20 protein-coding genes are annotated in these 15165 nt (G+C 72.2%); 11 read left to right on the top strand and 9 right to left on the bottom strand.

Annotated features, from left to right (window positions below; genetic code table 11):
* Window positions 1-85: 85 nt before the first annotated feature.
* Complete coding sequence (locus G3I78_RS45155; protein WP_164436051.1) at window positions 86-448, bottom strand: DUF1304 domain-containing protein; 363 nt, start codon at window positions 446-448, stop codon at window positions 86-88.
* A gap of 161 nt (window positions 449-609) precedes the next feature.
* On the opposite strand from G3I78_RS45155, the gene G3I78_RS45150 reads away from it, so the two are divergent.
* Together G3I78_RS45150 and G3I78_RS45145 are read left to right on the top strand one after the other, a co-directional pair.
* Window positions 610-1077 carry a pyridoxamine 5'-phosphate oxidase family protein gene (locus G3I78_RS45150; protein WP_164436049.1) on the top strand — a complete coding sequence of 156 codons (468 nt, stop codon included), beginning with the start codon at window positions 610-612 and terminating at the stop codon, window positions 1075-1077.
* A gap of 78 nt (window positions 1078-1155) precedes the next feature.
* Window positions 1156-1548: a VOC family protein gene (locus G3I78_RS45145; protein ID WP_164436047.1), complete on the top strand. Its 393-nt coding sequence runs from the start codon at window positions 1156-1158 to the stop codon at window positions 1546-1548.
* Window position 1549: 1 nt separating this feature from the next.
* On the opposite strand, the gene G3I78_RS45140 is transcribed toward G3I78_RS45145, so the two are convergent.
* Together G3I78_RS45140 and G3I78_RS45135 are read right to left on the bottom strand one after the other, a co-directional pair.
* Entirely contained in the window at window positions 1550-1852 is a 303-nt protein-coding gene (locus G3I78_RS45140) for a DUF4235 domain-containing protein (protein ID WP_164436045.1), read from the bottom strand.
* 30 nt (window positions 1853-1882) lie between these two features.
* Entirely contained in the window at window positions 1883-2902 is a 1020-nt protein-coding gene (locus G3I78_RS45135; RefSeq protein ID WP_164436043.1) for a glutathione S-transferase C-terminal domain-containing protein, read from the bottom strand.
* Window positions 2903-2997: 95 nt separating this feature from the next.
* On the opposite strand from G3I78_RS45135, the gene G3I78_RS45130 reads away from it, so the two are divergent.
* On the top strand, window positions 2998-3969 hold the full coding sequence (locus G3I78_RS45130) for a cation diffusion facilitator family transporter (RefSeq protein WP_164436041.1): 972 nt from the start codon (window positions 2998-3000) through the stop codon (window positions 3967-3969).
* 63 nt (window positions 3970-4032) lie between these two features.
* Here G3I78_RS45130 and G3I78_RS45125 read toward each other — a convergent pair whose 3' ends face one another.
* Window positions 4033-4482 (bottom strand): nitroreductase family deazaflavin-dependent oxidoreductase, encoded by a 450-nt coding sequence (locus G3I78_RS45125; protein WP_164436039.1) that lies wholly within the window; start codon window positions 4480-4482, stop codon window positions 4033-4035.
* Window positions 4483-4666: 184 nt separating this feature from the next.
* Between G3I78_RS45125 and G3I78_RS45120 the strand changes: the two genes are divergently transcribed.
* Window positions 4667-5089, top strand: a complete 423-nt coding sequence (locus G3I78_RS45120) for a nuclear transport factor 2 family protein (protein ID WP_164436036.1) — start codon at window positions 4667-4669, stop codon at window positions 5087-5089.
* Between the two features lie 59 nt (window positions 5090-5148).
* Here the strand turns inward: G3I78_RS45120 and G3I78_RS45115 are convergent, their stop codons facing one another.
* Entirely contained in the window at window positions 5149-5772 is a 624-nt protein-coding gene (locus G3I78_RS45115) for a LysE family transporter (RefSeq protein WP_164436034.1), read from the bottom strand.
* Window positions 5773-6130: 358 nt separating this feature from the next.
* On the opposite strand from G3I78_RS45115, the gene G3I78_RS45110 reads away from it, so the two are divergent.
* A complete protein-coding gene (locus tag G3I78_RS45110; protein WP_164436032.1) occupies window positions 6131-7330 on the top strand; it encodes a cytochrome P450 in 1200 nt (399 codons plus the stop codon).
* Window positions 7331-7341: 11 nt separating this feature from the next.
* Window positions 7342-7542 (top strand): ferredoxin, encoded by a 201-nt coding sequence (locus G3I78_RS45105; RefSeq protein WP_164436030.1) that lies wholly within the window; start codon window positions 7342-7344, stop codon window positions 7540-7542.
* Window positions 7543-7893: 351 nt separating this feature from the next.
* On the opposite strand, the gene G3I78_RS45100 is transcribed toward G3I78_RS45105, so the two are convergent.
* Entirely contained in the window at window positions 7894-8784 is an 891-nt protein-coding gene (locus tag G3I78_RS45100) for a sigma-70 family RNA polymerase sigma factor (protein ID WP_164436028.1), read from the bottom strand.
* Between the two features lie 66 nt (window positions 8785-8850).
* On the opposite strand from G3I78_RS45100, the gene G3I78_RS45095 reads away from it, so the two are divergent.
* The gene (locus G3I78_RS45095; protein WP_164436026.1) at window positions 8851-9582 is read left to right on the top strand and encodes an NAD(P)H-dependent oxidoreductase; all 732 of its coding nucleotides are present in this window, start codon (window positions 8851-8853) and stop codon (window positions 9580-9582) included.
* Here G3I78_RS45095 and G3I78_RS45090 read toward each other — a convergent pair.
* The gene (locus G3I78_RS45090) at window positions 9518-10066 is read right to left on the bottom strand and encodes a TetR/AcrR family transcriptional regulator (RefSeq protein ID WP_164436024.1); all 549 of its coding nucleotides are present in this window, start codon (window positions 10064-10066) and stop codon (window positions 9518-9520) included. The two genes, G3I78_RS45095 and G3I78_RS45090, sit on opposite strands and share 65 nt — an antisense overlap.
* A 93-nt stretch (window positions 10067-10159) precedes the next feature.
* On the opposite strand from G3I78_RS45090, the gene G3I78_RS45085 reads away from it, so the two are divergent.
* Together G3I78_RS45085 and G3I78_RS45080 are read left to right on the top strand one after the other, a co-directional pair.
* A complete protein-coding gene (locus tag G3I78_RS45085; RefSeq protein WP_164436022.1) occupies window positions 10160-10618 on the top strand; it encodes a nuclear transport factor 2 family protein in 459 nt (152 codons plus the stop codon).
* 9 nt (window positions 10619-10627) lie between these two features.
* Window positions 10628-11149 carry a flavoprotein gene (locus tag G3I78_RS45080; protein WP_164436020.1) on the top strand — a complete coding sequence of 174 codons (522 nt, stop codon included), beginning with the start codon at window positions 10628-10630 and terminating at the stop codon, window positions 11147-11149.
* Between the two features lie 22 nt (window positions 11150-11171).
* Here the strand turns inward: G3I78_RS45080 and G3I78_RS45075 are convergent, their stop codons facing one another.
* Complete coding sequence (locus G3I78_RS45075; RefSeq protein WP_343244006.1) at window positions 11172-11981, bottom strand: hypothetical protein; 810 nt, start codon at window positions 11979-11981, stop codon at window positions 11172-11174.
* A 247-nt stretch (window positions 11982-12228) separates the two neighbouring features.
* On the opposite strand from G3I78_RS45075, the gene G3I78_RS45070 reads away from it, so the two are divergent.
* The gene (locus G3I78_RS45070; protein WP_164436016.1) at window positions 12229-13200 is read left to right on the top strand and encodes an aldo/keto reductase; all 972 of its coding nucleotides are present in this window, start codon (window positions 12229-12231) and stop codon (window positions 13198-13200) included.
* Here G3I78_RS45070 and G3I78_RS45065 read toward each other — a convergent pair whose 3' ends face one another.
* Window positions 13201-13992, bottom strand: a complete 792-nt coding sequence (locus G3I78_RS45065; protein WP_164436014.1) for a phytanoyl-CoA dioxygenase family protein — start codon at window positions 13990-13992, stop codon at window positions 13201-13203.
* A gap of 69 nt (window positions 13993-14061) precedes the next feature.
* On the opposite strand from G3I78_RS45065, the gene G3I78_RS45060 reads away from it, so the two are divergent.
* Window positions 14062-14982 (top strand): helix-turn-helix domain-containing protein, encoded by a 921-nt coding sequence (locus G3I78_RS45060; RefSeq protein ID WP_343244005.1) that lies wholly within the window; start codon window positions 14062-14064, stop codon window positions 14980-14982.
* Window positions 14983-15165: the final 183 nt, after the last annotated feature.

The following is a 15165-nucleotide window of genomic DNA, read 5'->3' as shown; positions in this document are numbered from 1 at the left end:
TATCTCGCGGCGCACTCCGCGAGCAGCGCCTCCCGCAACCGTGCCCGGGTGCGGGCCGCCCGCGGGTCCTCGGGCGCCGGGCGGCTCACCGGGCGACGAGCACGGCGGCCAGGGCGAGCGCGCCGGGCAACGCCTGCGCGGCGAGGATGCGGACGTTGGCGGTGACCGCGCCGTACACCCCGGCGACGATCACGCACACCAGGAAGAAGACCTGCGCCCGGAACCCGGTCGGATCACCGGCGACGAGCCCCCACACCAGGCCCGCGGCGAGGAAGCCGTTGTAGAGCCCCTGGTTGCCGGCCATGGCCGCGGTGGCCCGGGCCATCTCACGGTCGAACCCGTGGAAGGACATCCCCGGCTTCTTCTGCCACAGGAACATCTCCATCACCAGGATGTACACGTGCAGCGCCGCCACCAGGCCGACCAGCACATTCGCCAGGATCTCCATCAGCTTCCTCTCCCAAGTCTTGGACAGGTGTCCACTATAGCTGGACTGATGTCCAGGAAGTAGCCAGGGGTCCCGGAGGTAGGTGATCGGGCGGTGGGAAAGAGGTCCGGACGGCCAGACTGGAGCCCTCAGTCGAAGATCGACCAGGAGGACGCACGCAGATGGCAGCGCAGCCCGCCCGCCCCGCCAAGCAGCGCAAGCAGGACAGCCTGCACCGACTGGAGCACGACGAGGACGTCTGGGTCGCCACCGCCCCGGACGACGACTCCGGAGTGCCGTTCCTCGTCCCGCTCTCCTTCCTCTGGGACGGGTCCACGCTGCTGCTCGCCACCCCGGCCACCAGCCCCACCGGCCGCAACCTCCAGGCGACCGGAAGGACGCGGCTCGGGCTCGGGCCCACGCGGGACGTCGTGATGATCGAGGGCACCGTCGAGACCGTTACCCAGGCCCAGCTGGGGCAGGAGGAGGGCGACCGGTTCGCCGCCAGGACCGGCTTCGACCCACGCCGACTGACCACTCCCTACCTGTACTTCAGGGTCCGGCCGCAGCGGGTGCAGGCCTGGCGGGAGGCCGACGAACTCCGGGGACGGGAGCTGATGCGCGACGGGGAGTGGCTGGTCGCCGACTGAATCGGCCGTGCCGGGATATCCGCAAGGTACTGGGCCGCTGGGCGCCGACGCCCCGTGGCCGGACCTTTCGGAGGAGACATGGCTCTGGTGAAAACGGGGGTCGTCGTGCTCGATTGTGCCGAGCCCGAGAAACTCGCCGTGTTCTACAAGGAACTGCTGGAGGGCGAGGAGACGGACGCCACCGCCAACCGCGTGGAGATCAGGGGCGCGGACGGCATCCGGATGGGGTTCCGCCGCGACGTGAAGGCGACCCCGCCGAGCTGGCCGCGCCCCGAGAACTCCCTCCAGGCCCACCTGGACTTCGTGGTGGAGGACCTGGACGCGGCCGAGCGCAAGGTGGTGGAGCTCGGCGGGCGCCCGCTGGAGACGAAGGACGCCTCGGGGCCGTTCGAGGAACGCGGCTACTCCGACCCGGCCGGCCACTCCTTCACCCTGCGCCTGGTCACGCCGACCGCGCCCAAGCAGGGGTGAGTCAGTCCCGGCCGCCCTTCTCGGCGGCCGGCCAGACGCCCGTGGACCGCTCGATGGCCTTCGCGCCCGTGCGGTCCACGGCACTGCGCACCACCGCGAAGATGGCGCCCTGGACCGCGGCCGCCAGCAGGATCTCCCCCCAGCCCCGGTCCTGGTCCAGCGCGTCGGGCGCGTCCTCCTCGTGCCGTATCGCCATCCAGGTCTTGCGGAAGGCGAGCCCCGCCAGCCAGCCGCTGGACCAGCCCAGTACGAACCCGAGCGGCTGGTAGGCGAGGGGCAGCTTCAGCTTCTTCTTCTTTGCCATGCCGATCTCCTTGGTCGCTGTCGCAGTCGGTCAGGGGCGTCCGGCGTCCGGCACCCGCTCGTCCGGGGGCGGCGGCCCCGGCGGGGTCGCGTCGCCGAACGGACGGCCGCCCAGCTCCGCACGGTGATGCGGGGTCAGCCAGCCCGCCAGATCCGGTCCGAGCGGGACGACACCGGTCGGGTTGATGCCGCTGTGCACCTGGTAGTAGTGCCGCTTGACGTGGTCGAAGTCGACGGTGTCACCGAATCCCGGCGTCTGGTAGAGGTCGCGGGCGTACGCCCACAGCACCTCGTTCTCCGTCAGCTTCCACCGGTTGCACTTGAAGTGGCCGTGGTAGACGGCGTCGAAGCGGACCAGCGTGGTGAACAGCCGGATGTCCGCCTCGGTGACGGTGTCCCCGACGAGATACCGCTGCCGGGCGAGCCGTGGCGTGAGCAGGTCGAGGCGCCGGAACACACCCGCGCACGCCTCCTCGTACTCCTCCTGGCCGGTCGCGAACCCCGCCCGGTACACCCCGTTGTTGACGTCCTCGTAGACCTCCGCCATCACCGTGTCGATCTCGTCGCGCAGAGCGTGCGGATACAGATCCGGCGCCCCCTCCCGGTGCAGGTCCCGCCACTCGGTGGCCAGGTCCAGGGTGAGCTGCTGGTAGTCGTTGGTGACGAGCTTCCCGCTGGGCACGTCCACGAGCGCGGGCACGCTCACCCCGCCCGGGTAGCCCGTCTCGCGGCGGTCGTAGGCCTCGCTCAGGTAGCGGATGCCGAGGACCGGGTCGCGGCCGTCCGCATCGAGGGTGAAACGCCAGCTGCGGTCGTCCTGGACCGGATCGGTGATCCCCATCGACAGGGCGTCCTCCAGACCGAGCAGCCGGCGCGAGATCACCGCCCGGCTCGCCCAGGGACACGCCCGGCTCACCACCAGGCGGTAGCGGCCGGGCTCCACCGGCCAGCCGTCCCGGCCGTCGGCGGTCACCCGGTCCGCGAAGTGACTCTTCGACCGTTTGAACGCCTTCTGGCCGTACGCGCTGTTGCCGTCGTCCGCGCTGCCCATGTTTCCTCCCGGAGTGCGCCTGTCCTGGTGGACGCGTTCCCCGTTTTCGGCCGACGCCACGGTGTGAGTGCCGGGGAGACGGGCAGTCGGCGAAGGTGAGTGGGACATCCAAGAAAGACGAAGCGGACCGGAAGACACGCGTCACCGTGCTGGTGGCGCTCGCGGCCAACCTGGTGATCGCGGTCGCCAAGGCCGTCGGCGGACTCCTCGCGGGCTCGCCCGCACTGCTGTCGGAGGCGGCACACTCCGTCGCCGACAGCCTCAACGAGGTCTTCCTGCTGGCCGCGCTGCACCGCAGCCGACGCCCCGCCGACCGGCGCCACCCCTTCGGCTACGGCAAGGAGCGCTTCTTCTGGTCGCTGCTCGCGGCCGTCGGGATCTTCGTGATGGGCGGCTGCTTCTCCTTCTTCCAGGGCGTGGAGGCCCTGCGCAACGGTGCCGAGGAGAAGTTCAGCGGCTATGTGGTCGGTCTGATCGTGCTGGGTGTGGCCTTCCTCGCCGAGGGGATCTCGCTGGTGCGGGCGCTGCACCAGGTGCACAGGCAGGGCGGGGTCGCCCAGGGCATGCGCGATCCGGCGCTGCGCACGGTCGTCGCCGAGGACGGCACCGCGGTGCTCGGGGTGAGCCTGGCCATGGCCGGCATGGCGCTCCACATGGTCACCGGGGAGGTGGTCTGGGAGGCGTCCGCGTCCCTGGCCATCGGCGCGCTGCTCGTCTACGTGGCCTACCGGCTCGGCCGCGAGGCCAAGGGCCAGCTCATCGGCGAGGCCGCCGACCCGGAGGCCGGCGCGCGCATCCGGGCCCTGCTGGACGCACAGCCCGAGATCGACAGCGTGGAGGCGCTGTTCACGATGAAGATGGGGCTGGACTCGGTCCTGGTGGCCGCCCGCGTCGACCTGGTGCCGGGCCTGGACAGCGAGCGGGTCGAGGAGGTCGCCGTACGCATCAAGCGGTCGGTCTCCCGGACCGTGGCCGAGGCCGACCAGATCTTCCTCGACGTCACCGACCGGCCGGCCGGGGAAGCACGAGAAAGCCCCGCCGCGACGGGGGAACGCGGCGGGGCCTGACGCTCGGGTGCCCGGCCGCAACCGGTCCATGCGTCCTCATCCGAAGATTTTTTCCGAGCGGGTTCAGTCCCCGTCGACGGGCTCCAGGACGAAGACCGGTATCACCCGGTCCGTCTTGGTCTGGTACTCGGCGTACGGCGGGTACGCCGCGACGGCCCGCTCCCACCACTCGTCCTTCTCCGAACCGGTGATCTCCCGGGCCGTGAAGTCCCTCTTCACCGCGCCGTCCTGGAGCTCGACGCGCGGCTCCGCCTTGACGTTGTGGTACCAGACCGGGTGCTTGGGCGCACCGCCCAGCGAGGCGACCGCCGCGTACCGGCCGTCGTGCTCGACCCGCATCAGCGGGGTCTTGCGGATGCTGCCGCTCCGCGCGCCCCGGGTCGTCAGCACGATGACCGGCATCCCCGTGTCCATGAGCGTGGTCCCCTTGGTGCCGCCGGAGCTCTCGTACAACTCCACCTGCTCGCGCACCCATTGGGTCGGGCTGGGCTCGTACTCGCCCTCAAGAGGCATGGTTTCCCTCTCCTCGTCGTCTGCTACGGGGGTCTCGCGGGACTTCAACACCACCCCGCACGAGATTCATCCCCCGCCGGGTGCCCACGGCCGGAACCGGCATTACCTGACGGGTAATCGACCCCTGTCAGCGTCCTCCGGCACAGTCGTGGGCGACACCCCCCCCGGGAGAGAGGCCCCGCAGATGACCACGACGACCCGTGCGACGGTCGAGGACCTGCTGCACCGCATCGGCCGCGGCGACCCGGAGGAGATCGCCGCCCGGTACGCCGAGGACTGCGACTGGAAGCTGAACTGGCCCGAGGCCGAGCACGGCAGCCCGGCCACCCCCTGGATCCGGCCCCGCGCCACCCGCGCCGACGCCGCCGCCCACTTCCGCGACCTGGCCGTGCACCACGTGCCCGGCGAGGCCGCGACGCGGATCGAGCGGATCCTGGTCGACGGCGCGGACGCGGTGGTGCTGGGCGAGATCCGGCAGACCGCCGCGGCCACCGGACGGCCCTACCGGGCGAGGTTCGCCCTGCACCTGACCGTCGAGAACGGGCTGGTGGTCCGCCACCACGTGTACGAGGACAGCCTCGCCGTGGCCCGCGCCTTCACGGAGTGAGCACCATCCGTACGGCCAGTGCCGTGATCACGTCACCATCCGTAAGGCCAGCGCCGTGATCATGACACCATGCGTACGGCCAGCGCCGTGATCACCGCACTCGACACGAGCGCCGTCACCAGCCGTCCCCGATGACCCGTCAGCGCCCGGCCCAGCAGGGCGCCGCCCCCGGCCAGCAGCAGTTGCCAGCTCGCCGACGCGGCGAACGCGGCGAGCACGAACACGCCCTGTTCCAGGGGGCGTACGGCGTCCTCGGCGCGGCTGCCGAGGACCAGGGCCGCGAAGTAGATCACCGTGGTCGGGTTGAGGAGCGTGATGCCCAGCAGGCCCAGATACGCCCGCGCCGGGCTCGGCGGGGGAGGGGCGGACCGGGTGGCGAGACGGTGGTCGCGGTACTGGCGTACGGCCGACACCGCGCCCCGGACCGCCAGCACCACCAGGACCAGCGCGGCCGCCCAGCGCAACGGCCCGAGCACCGGCCGCAGCAGCGCGGCCACCGCGGTGCCGCCGACCGTGGCCACCAGGGCGTACAGTCCGTCGGCCGTGGCCACGCCGAGTGCGGCACAGGCCCCGGTGCGCAGGGACGTACGAGCGGTGAGGGAGACGAGGTAGGTCGCGACCGCGCCCACCGGGACGGCGATGCCGTACCCCGCGAGCAGCCCCGCGACGAGCGCGGCGGTCACGAGCGCGGAAGCGTGGGCCCCCACGGTCGGCCGGACTGCTGCTGGCCGCGCACCGGAAGAACGGCGGTGGCGGTCGGCGGCAGGAAGGCTTCGGTCGTCAGCATGGCCAGATAGTGGCGGCTGCGCGGGCGCCTCGGCAAGCCGATTTCCGTCGGCCTGCGCGGAGGCGCGGCGGGTGCGTGCAGAGGTACGGGCGGGTCCGTGCGGGAGACCGCCTTCCGTTTCCCGGCCCCACGGCGGCGATCCCCGGCCAGATTCCCCCCCGCCACCGATCTGGCCGAACTTCTCGTCGCCCTATAGATGCCCTGGGCATCTAATGAAGATCTGCACGACGCACCCTTCGTCTGCGAGGTCTTCCATGACGGAAACGGAACCCGTCGCCTTCCCCCAGGACCGGACCTGCCCCTACCACCCGCCCACCGGCTACGCCCCGCTGCGCGCCGCCCGCCCGCTGTCCCGGATCACCCTCTTCGACGGCCGTCCGGCCTGGCTGGTCACCGGACACGACACCGCCCGCGCCCTGCTCGCCGACCCGCGCCTGTCCACCGACCGCACCCACGCCGACTTCCCGGCACCCACGGCACGCTTCGCGGGGGTCAAGAACCGGAAGACCGCGCTGCTGGGCGTCGACGACCCCGAGCACCGCGTCCAGCGCAGGCTGATGGTCCCCAGCTTCACCCTGCGCCGGGCCGCCCGGCTGCGCCCCCGCATCCAGCGGATCGTGGACGAACGCATCGACGCGATGATCGCCCAGGGCCCGCCCGCCGAACTGGTCGGTGCCTTCGCGCTGCCCGTCCCCTCGACCGTCATCTGCGCCCTGCTCGGGGTGCCCTACGCCGACCACGACTTCTTCGAGGGACAGTCCCGGCGGCTGCTGCGCGGCCCCGGGGCCGAGGACGTCATGGACGCCCGGGACCAGCTGGAGGAGTACTTCGACGAACTGATCGACCTCAAACGCACACAGCGGGAGCCCGGTGACGGGGTGCTGGACGAACTCGTCCACCAGCAGCTGCGGGACGGCGAGCTGACCCGCGAGGAACTGATCGCCCTGTCGATCATCCTGCTGGTCGCCGGTCACGAGACCACCGCCAACATGATCTCGCTCGGCACCTACACCCTCCTCCAGCACCCGGACCGCCTGGCCGAGTTGCGGGCCGACCCGAGCCTGCTGCCGGGCGCGGTCGAGGAACTGATGCGGCTGCTGTCGATCGCCGACGGACTGCTGCGGCTGGCCCGGGAGGACATCGAGGTGGCCGGCACCACGATCAGGGCGGGCGACGGCGTGGTCTTCTCCACCTCGGTCGTCAACCGCGACGAGGACGTCTACGCCGAACCGGACACCCTCGACTGGCACCGGCCCGCGCGGCACCACATCGCGTTCGGCTTCGGCATCCACCAGTGCCTCGGCCAGAACCTCGCCCGCGCGGAGCTGGAGATCGCCCTGCACACCCTCTTCGACCGGCTGCCCACCCTGCGCCTCGCGGCCCCGGCCGACGAGATCCCCTTCAAACCCGGCGACACCATCCAGGGGATGCTGGAACTCCCCGTGACCTGGTAAGAGGCTCCGCCATGCACATCGAGATCGACACGGACGTCTGCATCGGGGCGGGCCAGTGCGCCCTGGCCGCCCCGGGCGTCTTCACCCAGGACGACGACGGCTTCAGCACCCTGCTGCCCGGCCGTGAGGACGGCGCCGGCGACCCGATGGTCCGGGAGGCCGCCCGGGCCTGTCCGGTCTCGGCGATCAGGGTGTCGGAGACGGTGGGCTGAGGGGGCGCGGCGGCTGACCGGGGGGCTGCGACGGGCCACGCGCGCCGAGCGGGCGGGTCGGGTAGCCCCGGTCAGTGCCGGTACAGCCTGACTGGGTGGGGTATCCCCCGGATCAGCTCCGCCGCAGCCTCACTGGGTTGGGCGCCCCCGGTCGGTCCCGCCGAGGCCTCGCGGGGTTGGGTAGCCCTCGGTCAGTCCCGGCACAGCCTGACTGGGTGGGGCATCCCCCGGTTCAGCTCCGCCGCGGCCTCACCGGGCCGGGTGGCCCCCGGTCAGTCCCGCCGCGGCCTCACCGGGCCGGGTGGCCCCCGGTCAGCCCTGCCCCAGCCCCACCAGGTCGAGCATCGCCGGTCAGCCCCGCCACACCCCCACCGCGTCGAGCACCCCCAGCTCCACCGGCCGCAACCGCCCCGGCTCGGCGACGACGTCGTACGCCGTGATCCGGCCGTCCTCGACGGTGACGGTGATCGCGAACAGGAGGCGGCCGTGCGGGGCGACGACGAGGCCGACGTCGCCGTCGACCAGGGCGACGGCCGCGGACCGGGACCGCTCGCGCAGCGCCGTCGTTCCCTCGGCCACGGCTCGGGCACCGCGCAGCTCGACCGGCACCCCGGGCGGCAGTGCGGCGGGGTCGGCGCGGCGCACCACGTCGGGTGCCAGTACCTCCAGGAGGCCGACCAGGTCACCGCCCCGCGCGGCCGCCAGGAACGCCTCCACGAGCCGCCGATGCCGGTCGAGCTCGGCTCCCGGGACAGCGGGAGTGCCCCGGACCTTGAGCCGGGCCCGGCTGGCGAGCTTCTTCGCGGCCGGCCGTGACCGGTCCAGGACCAGCGCGATGTGGTCGAACGGCACCCCGAACAGGTCGTGCAGCACGAACGCGACCCGTTCGGCCGGGCCCAGCCGGTCGAGCACCACCAGCAGCGCGGTCCCCACCGAGTCGGCGAGTACGGCCTGGTCCTCGGGGGCGTCGGACGCGGCCTGCTCCGGGGGCTCCTGGCCGTACGGGTCCTCCCGTCGGGTCGCCCGCGAGCGCAGCTGGTCCAGGCAGATCCGGGACACCACCGTCGTCAGCCAGCCCGGCAGGTTGTCGATACCGTCGTCGCCGGTGCGGTCCAGCCGCAGCCAGGCCTCCTGTACGGCGTCCTCCGCCTCGTCGGGCGAGCCCAGCATCCGGTGCGCCAGCGCCCGCAGCCGCCCCCGCTCGGCCTCGAAACGCAGCGCCGGCCCGTTCTGACCGTCCATCGGTCACCTTTCTCCGTCGTGCCCCGTCACCCCCTTGACGATCTCAAGAGCACCGAGGTGACCGGCATGACCCTTCTGCACATCGACTCCAGCGCCGACACGGCCGACGACTCCGTCAGCAGACGCCTGACCGGTCTGTTCGCGAACACCTGGCGATCCCGCAACCCCACCGGCCGCTACGTCCACCACGACCTGTGCGCCGACCCGGTCCCCGCGCTCGGCCCGGCGTACACCGCCCTCGGCCGCCGCGTGGAGCGCGAGGGCCCGGTCCCGCCGGACAAGGTGTCGGCCCTGATCGAGACCGCCGCCGAGGAACGGGAGTGGGCCCTCACCCTGCCCCTGATCGCCGAACTCCGTGCCGCGCACACGGTGCTGCTCGGTGTCCCGATGTACAACTTCGCCGTCCCCGCGTCCCTGAAGGCATGGATCGACCGCGTGACCTTCCCCGGCGCGTACACCGACCCCGACACCGGCGAGAGCCTGCTGCGGGACACCCGCGTGGTCGTGGTGATGGCGCGGGGCGGCGGTTACGGCCCCGGCACACCGAGGGAGTCGTACGACTTCCAGACGCCGTACCTGAGGGCCTACTTCGGCGAACTCGGCGTACGGGAGACGCATTTCGTGGCCGCGGAACTGACCCTCGCCGGACTGCTGCCGCAGCTGGCCCACCTGGAGCCGCTCTCGGCGGACTCGCTCGCACGGGCCCGCACGGAGGTGACGGCGCTCGCGGGACTCAGTGGGCCAGCAGAATCCGAGCCGCCTCGCGCGCCTCGGCGGCTGGACGGGTGCTCCGGGTGATGCCCGCCGTCACCATCGCTCCCTCCGCGAGCAGGAACAGCGGTCCGGCCAGTTCGGCGGGGCGCCCCGCGGCGGCCACGAGCGAGGCCAGGTAGTCCCCGAACGCCCGCTTGTGCGCCCGGACCTGGGCCGCCACCCGGTCCGAGGTCGCACCCAGCTCGCCGTACGAGTTGATCCACGCGCAGCCCCGGAAGCCGTCCTCGCCGAACCAGGTCCCCAGCCAGTCGAAGACGGCCAGAATCCGCTCCTCGGGGTCCGGCCCGCGCTCCACGTACTCGGCCAGCCGCCCCCGCCACCGGCCGTCCCGACGCTCCAGATACGCCTCCACCAACTGCTCCTTGGCGGGAAAGAGCTGGTAGAGCCGCTTGAGTGAGACGCCGGACGCCCCGCGGACCTCGTCCATGCCGACGGACTGGATGCCCCGCCCGTAGAACAGCTCCTCGGCCGCGTCCAGCACCCGCTCCCGGGCCACTGCGCTCTCCATGACGAGCCCTCCTTGACGTGAGAACGTGCGTTCTCCTACGTTAACAGGCAGCCGGAGAACGCACGTTCTCCGCCTGTCGTCACGGAGGTTGACATGACCGACCGCCCACCCCTGCCGCCCTTCACCCGCGAGACCGCCGCCCAGAAGGTGCAGGCCGCCGAGGACGCCTGGAACACCCGTGACCCCGGGCGGGTGGCGCTCGCCTACTCGGAGGACTCGGTGTGGCGCAACCGCGGCACCTTCGTCACCGGGCGCGCAGGGATCGTCGAGTTCCTCACCGCGAAGTGGGCCCGCGAGCGGGAGTACGCGCTGCGCAAGGACCTGTGGGCCTACGACGGCGACCGCATCGCGGTCCGCTTCCAGTACGAGTGCCAGGACGCCGAGGGGCAGTGGTGGCGGTCGTACGGCAACGAGCTGTGGGAGTTCGACGGGCACGGACTGATGACCCGGCGCGAGGCGAGCATCAACGACGTGCCCATCGAGGAGAAGGAGCGCCGCATCCACGGACCGCGCCCCGAGGCCGAACGGGGGCTGACCTTCCCGCTTGAGTAGGGTTCCGGCGTGACCGAACAGGACGAGATACCGCCCTTCTTGTACGTCGTCGTCAGCGCCGCAGGCATCGCCGCCGACGTCGGCAAGCTGATCACCGCCGCACAGGAACGGGAGTGGCACGTCGGTGTCATCGCGACACCGACCGCCATGAACGGCTTCTTCGACACGGCCGCCGTCGAGGCGCAGACCGGTTACCCGATCCGCTCCGCCTGGCGCCGCCCCGGGGAGCCGCGGCCCTTCCCGGAGCCGGACGCGGTCGTCGTGGCCCCGGCCACCTTCAACACCATCAACAAGTGGGCGGCCGGGATCGCCGACACCCTCGCCGTGGGCACCCTGTGCGAGATGGCCGGCCGGGGCGTCCCGATCGGCGTTCTGACCTGTGTCTCCGACGACCTCGCCGGCCACCCCGCCTACCAGGACAGCCTGATCCGGCTGCGGGAGATGGGCGTGCGGTTCGGATATCCCTACCAGGGCGGCGACGGCGAGGAGTTCGGGTGGGAGCGGGTGCTGGACCTGGTGGAGCCCCGCTAGCCGGTGGCGGCCCCTGCCCGGCTCACCCGCAGCCCACCGCGGGCCCTTCGAGCATTCCGCCGGTGTACAGCGCCTGGCCGCGCGGCATCCAGTAGCCCAGCTTCGACACGACCGTCGAGCAGGTGTCCTTCAGCGCGACCCGGACCACCACCGTCGAGGGATTGCCGGGCTGAAGGTCGGTGAGCGCGCAGTCGAGGGCGTACGGCTGTCTCGTCGTCGCCGGGTGGCGGCCGGTCAGCGGATTGACGCAGCGCGGGTCGGAGGTGCTCAGCCGGACCCCGCTGCCCTCCTCGCCGATGAGCCCGAAGCGGGCGCTGCCGTCGCCCTGGTCGCTGTCCCGGAAGACGGTGTACGTCAGGGTGGTCACGGAGTCCCGCCGCAGCGTCCGCCCGGTCACCTCGATCCGGTGCGTGGGCGCGGCCTTCGGCGCCGTCAGGGTGAGCGTGGCGCGGACCGTGCCGCGCAGCTCGGCCCCCTCGGACGCCGGGCGGACCACGACATCCGCCTCGACGTCGTACGTTCCCGGGCCGGGGTATCCGGCCGACCCCGGCAGGGTCCCCCGGGCGACCGTCTCGCCGTCGCGCCGGGCCGTCCAGGTCCCGGAGGTCAGACACTGCCCGGCGGGACGGCAGACGGCCGGGGCGGACACGGACATCATCGGGGTGCCGCTGCCCAGGCAGAGCCCGACCCGGGCCCGCTGTCCGCCCTCGTCCCGCAGGGTTCCGGCGGGCGCGCACACGGTCGCCGGGCCTTCGGGCGGGGCGCCCGACCGGCCCCAGGCGGGTGCCGCGAGGACGAGCGGCAGGACGGCCGCGGCGAGGAACTTCCGCACGGTGAATCTCCTGTTCGACGCGAGACCCGGCCGGACGCCGGTCATCTGCGCCGAGGATGCGGGAGCGGGCCGCCGGTCCGGCCACGCACACGCCGGACGGTCACCTGGGGGCACCAACGGGGCTCAGTGCCCTCAGCACCTTGCGCGGCCTTGCTCAAGAGGCGGTCTGGCTCAAGAGGGCGACCTCGATCGCTTGCGAAGTCGTACGCTCCCTCTCGAACCCTTCTCGAAGGCAGGAGCAGCAACGATGCAGTACGTGAAGCTCGGTTCGACAGGCCTGGACGTCTCGCGGATCTGTCTGGGCTGCATGTCCTACGGCCTGCCGGACCGTGGCGTGCACGAGTGGACCCTGGACGAGGAGGCGTCGCGGCCACTGATCCGGCAGGCCCTGGACGCCGGCATCAACTTCTTCGACACCGCGAACGTCTACTCCGACGGCACCAGCGAGGAGATCGTCGGCAAGGCCCTCGCGGACTTCGCGGACCGCGACGAGATCGTGCTTGCGACCAAGGTCAACGGCCGGATGCGGCCCGGGCAGAACGCCGCCGGACTGTCCCGCAAGGCGATCATGACGGAGATCGACCACAGCCTGCGGCGGCTCGGCACCGACTACGTCGACCTCTACCAGATCCACCGCTTCGACCCCCGCACCCCGGTCGAGGAGACGATGGAGGCCCTGCACGACCTGGTGAAGGCGGGCAAGGTCCGCTACCTCGGGGCGAGTTCGATGTTCGCCTGGCAGTTCTCGAAGATGCAGTACACGGCCGAGCGGCACGGCTGGACCAAGTTCGTCTCCATGCAGAACCACTACAACCTCCTCTACCGCGAGGAGGAGCGCGAGATGCTGCCGCTCTGCGCCGACCAGGGCGTCAGCGCGCTGCCGTGGAGCCCGCTGGCCCGGGGCCGGCTCACCCGGGACTGGGGCACGGTCACCGACCGCAGCTCCACCGACAACTTCGGCAGCCGGCTCTACCAGGAGGGCGACCGAACCATCGTCGAGGCGGTCACCCGCATCGCCGGCGACCGGGGCGTCCCGCGCGCCCAGGTCGCCCTGGCGTGGCTGCTGGCCCAGGACACGGTGGCCGCCCCGATCGTCGGCGCGGGCAGGCCGCACCACATCGAGGACGCGGTGGCGGCCGTGGAACTGGAGCTCAGCGAGAAGGAGTTGGCGGAGCTGGAGGGGCCGTACACGGCCCGCCCCGTCGTCGGGCACAGCTGACTAGTGCGGCCCGAGCGGCGCGAACTCCGTGCCGCACGGGCCCGCTCCCTCGCTCTCCGGCAGCGGCACCCGCGCGCCGCTCATCGACAGCGTCCGGTAGTAGTGCCCGATCCGCTCGGTGGACGCCCCGACGTAGTGGCCGATGAACGACCTGCGGAACCGCTCGTCCGTGCGGTTGGGCTGCGAGCCGTGCACCAGGCTGCCGTTGAAGAACAGGACGTCACCCGGGGCCATGTCGACGGGAACCGCGGCGAGCCCCGGGGGCGGCGCCACGTACTCCCGCGCGAACGACACCTCGGAGTCCGCCAGTTCGGGGCAGAACAGGTCCATGCGGTGTGTGCCGGGCACGACCTCCAGGCCGCCGTTGTCCCGGTCGATCTCGTCGCAGGCCACCCAGGCGGCGACACACGTGCCCGGCTCGACCCGCAGATAGAAGTTGTCCTGGTGCAGCGCCTGTCCCCGGGCGCCCGGCGGCTTGAAGTAGAACATGCTCTGCGCGGCCAGCACCTCCTCGCCGAGCAGGCCCTCCAGCACCTCCCGCAGCCGGGCGTCCAGCAGGACCCGCAGCGCGGCTTCGCTGATCTCGTGCGGCTGCATGACCCGCGGGTACCTGCGCAGCGGGTCGGCGGACTCGGCCGGCTCGAAGTGCCCCGGCACCGGGCCGCCCGCGTGCAGCGCCGCGAACTCGTCGCAGAGCCGGTCGATCTCGTCCCGTCCGAACAGCCCGCGGACGACGAGGAAGCCCTCCTCCTCGAACCGCTGGAGCCCTGACTCGATGCCTGTGACTGTCATGCGTCCACTCCCTGGTGAGATGTGTTCCACTCGTCACGCTAGGCCGTCGCCCGCCGAAGGAGGATGCCCGTGACCGCCGACGGATTGCCCAGGACTGCCGCGCCCGGCGACCCCGGCCCGCCGCCCGGCCTGGTGGTCGTCGGCCGCTACGACGAACGCCCCGGCTACGCCGTCCAGCGTCCGCACGGCGCCGACAGCTGGCTGTTCACCTGGACGGTGGCCGGCCGCGGCACCCTGCGCCAGGGACACACCGAGACCTCGGCGGGCACCGGCGACCTCGTGGTCCTCGCCCCCGGCACCCCGCACCGCTACGCCGTCGAACAGGGCGCCGCGCACTGGGAGTTCTGGTGGGTGCACTGCGGTGCCAGACCCTCCTGGACGGCCTGGCTGCGGCCCCACGACCGGGGCGACGGCCTGTACGCGGTGACGGCGGCTCCGTCGCAGGACGTTCCACACCCGCGTGTCGAGGCCGCTTTCCGCCGTATGCTCGCCGACGCCCGCTGGACCGGCGCCGGCGCGCCGCCCGCCACCACGCGCGCCGAGGACCGGGTCGCCGTCGCCCATGGGGCCGCGGCCCGCGAACTCGCCCTGTGCGCCCTGGAGGAGGTCGTGCTGCTCACCGCGGGTGCCGCTCGGGCGACCCGGGCCCGGAGCGGTGTGGATCCCAGGGTCCGGCGGGCCCAGGACCTCATCGCCGGCGACCCGGGCGCGCCGCACACCGTGGAGTCGCTCGCCCTCGGCGTGTCGCTCTCGCCGTCCCGGTTCGCCCACCTCTTCACACAGCAGTTGGGCCAGTCGCCGATGCGGGCGCTGCGCGAGGCACGGCTCCAGCACGCGGCCCGGTTGCTGGAGGGCACCGACCTGTCGGTGGAACGCGTCGCCGCCGCCTCCGGTTTCGCGAGCCCCTTCCACTTCAACCGCGTCTTCCGCGCCCGCTACGGCCTGCCGCCCGGGGCCTACCGCACCGCGGACCCAATGGTTGGAGCGTGACCTCACGGGGCCGGGTGGATGCGCTGTGTAGTGGACGTTCAATGGTTGCCTGGAACTCTTCGCGGAGTTAACTGAATCCCGTTTCCAATTACGGAAATGCGGAGAACGGCAATCTCGGGCGCGTCGGCCTTGACGAATCGTCAAACGGCTGTGGCCGAACGCGATGCGCAAAACCGCGAGATC

It is taken from the genome of Streptomyces sp. SID13726, from assembly GCF_010548375.1.
Classification (GTDB): domain Bacteria; phylum Actinomycetota; class Actinomycetes; order Streptomycetales; family Streptomycetaceae; genus Streptomyces.
The sequence above is the reverse complement of the archived record's forward strand: the minus strand, read 5'-3'. Positions and strand labels throughout refer to the sequence as shown.

Bases quoted from the DNA above. Each gene is read 5' to 3' on its own strand.
- G3I78_RS45155 (WP_164436051.1), bottom strand. From the start codon at position 448: ATGGAGATCCTGGCGAATGTGCTGGTCGGCCTGGTGGCGGCGCTGCAC.
- G3I78_RS45150 (WP_164436049.1), top strand. From the start codon at position 610: ATGGCAGCGCAGCCCGCCCGCCCCGCCAAGCAGCGCAAGCAGGACAGC.
- G3I78_RS45145 (WP_164436047.1), top strand. From the start codon at position 1,156: ATGGCTCTGGTGAAAACGGGGGTCGTCGTGCTCGATTGTGCCGAGCCC.
- G3I78_RS45140 (WP_164436045.1), bottom strand. From the start codon at position 1,852: ATGGCAAAGAAGAAGAAGCTGAAGCTGCCCCTCGCCTACCAGCCGCTC.
- G3I78_RS45135 (WP_164436043.1), bottom strand. From the start codon at position 2,902: ATGGGCAGCGCGGACGACGGCAACAGCGCGTACGGCCAGAAGGCGTTC.
- G3I78_RS45125 (WP_164436039.1), bottom strand. From the start codon at position 4,482: ATGCCTCTTGAGGGCGAGTACGAGCCCAGCCCGACCCAATGGGTGCGC.
- G3I78_RS45120 (WP_164436036.1), top strand. From the start codon at position 4,667: ATGACCACGACGACCCGTGCGACGGTCGAGGACCTGCTGCACCGCATC.
- G3I78_RS45110 (WP_164436032.1), top strand. From the start codon at position 6,131: ATGACGGAAACGGAACCCGTCGCCTTCCCCCAGGACCGGACCTGCCCC.
- G3I78_RS45105 (WP_164436030.1), top strand. From the start codon at position 7,342: ATGCACATCGAGATCGACACGGACGTCTGCATCGGGGCGGGCCAGTGC.
- G3I78_RS45100 (WP_164436028.1), bottom strand. From the start codon at position 8,784: ATGGACGGTCAGAACGGGCCGGCGCTGCGTTTCGAGGCCGAGCGGGGG.
- G3I78_RS45095 (WP_164436026.1), top strand. From the start codon at position 8,851: ATGACCCTTCTGCACATCGACTCCAGCGCCGACACGGCCGACGACTCC.
- G3I78_RS45090 (WP_164436024.1), bottom strand. From the start codon at position 10,066: ATGGAGAGCGCAGTGGCCCGGGAGCGGGTGCTGGACGCGGCCGAGGAG.
- G3I78_RS45085 (WP_164436022.1), top strand. From the start codon at position 10,160: ATGACCGACCGCCCACCCCTGCCGCCCTTCACCCGCGAGACCGCCGCC.
- G3I78_RS45070 (WP_164436016.1), top strand. From the start codon at position 12,229: ATGCAGTACGTGAAGCTCGGTTCGACAGGCCTGGACGTCTCGCGGATC.
- G3I78_RS45065 (WP_164436014.1), bottom strand. From the start codon at position 13,992: ATGACAGTCACAGGCATCGAGTCAGGGCTCCAGCGGTTCGAGGAGGAG.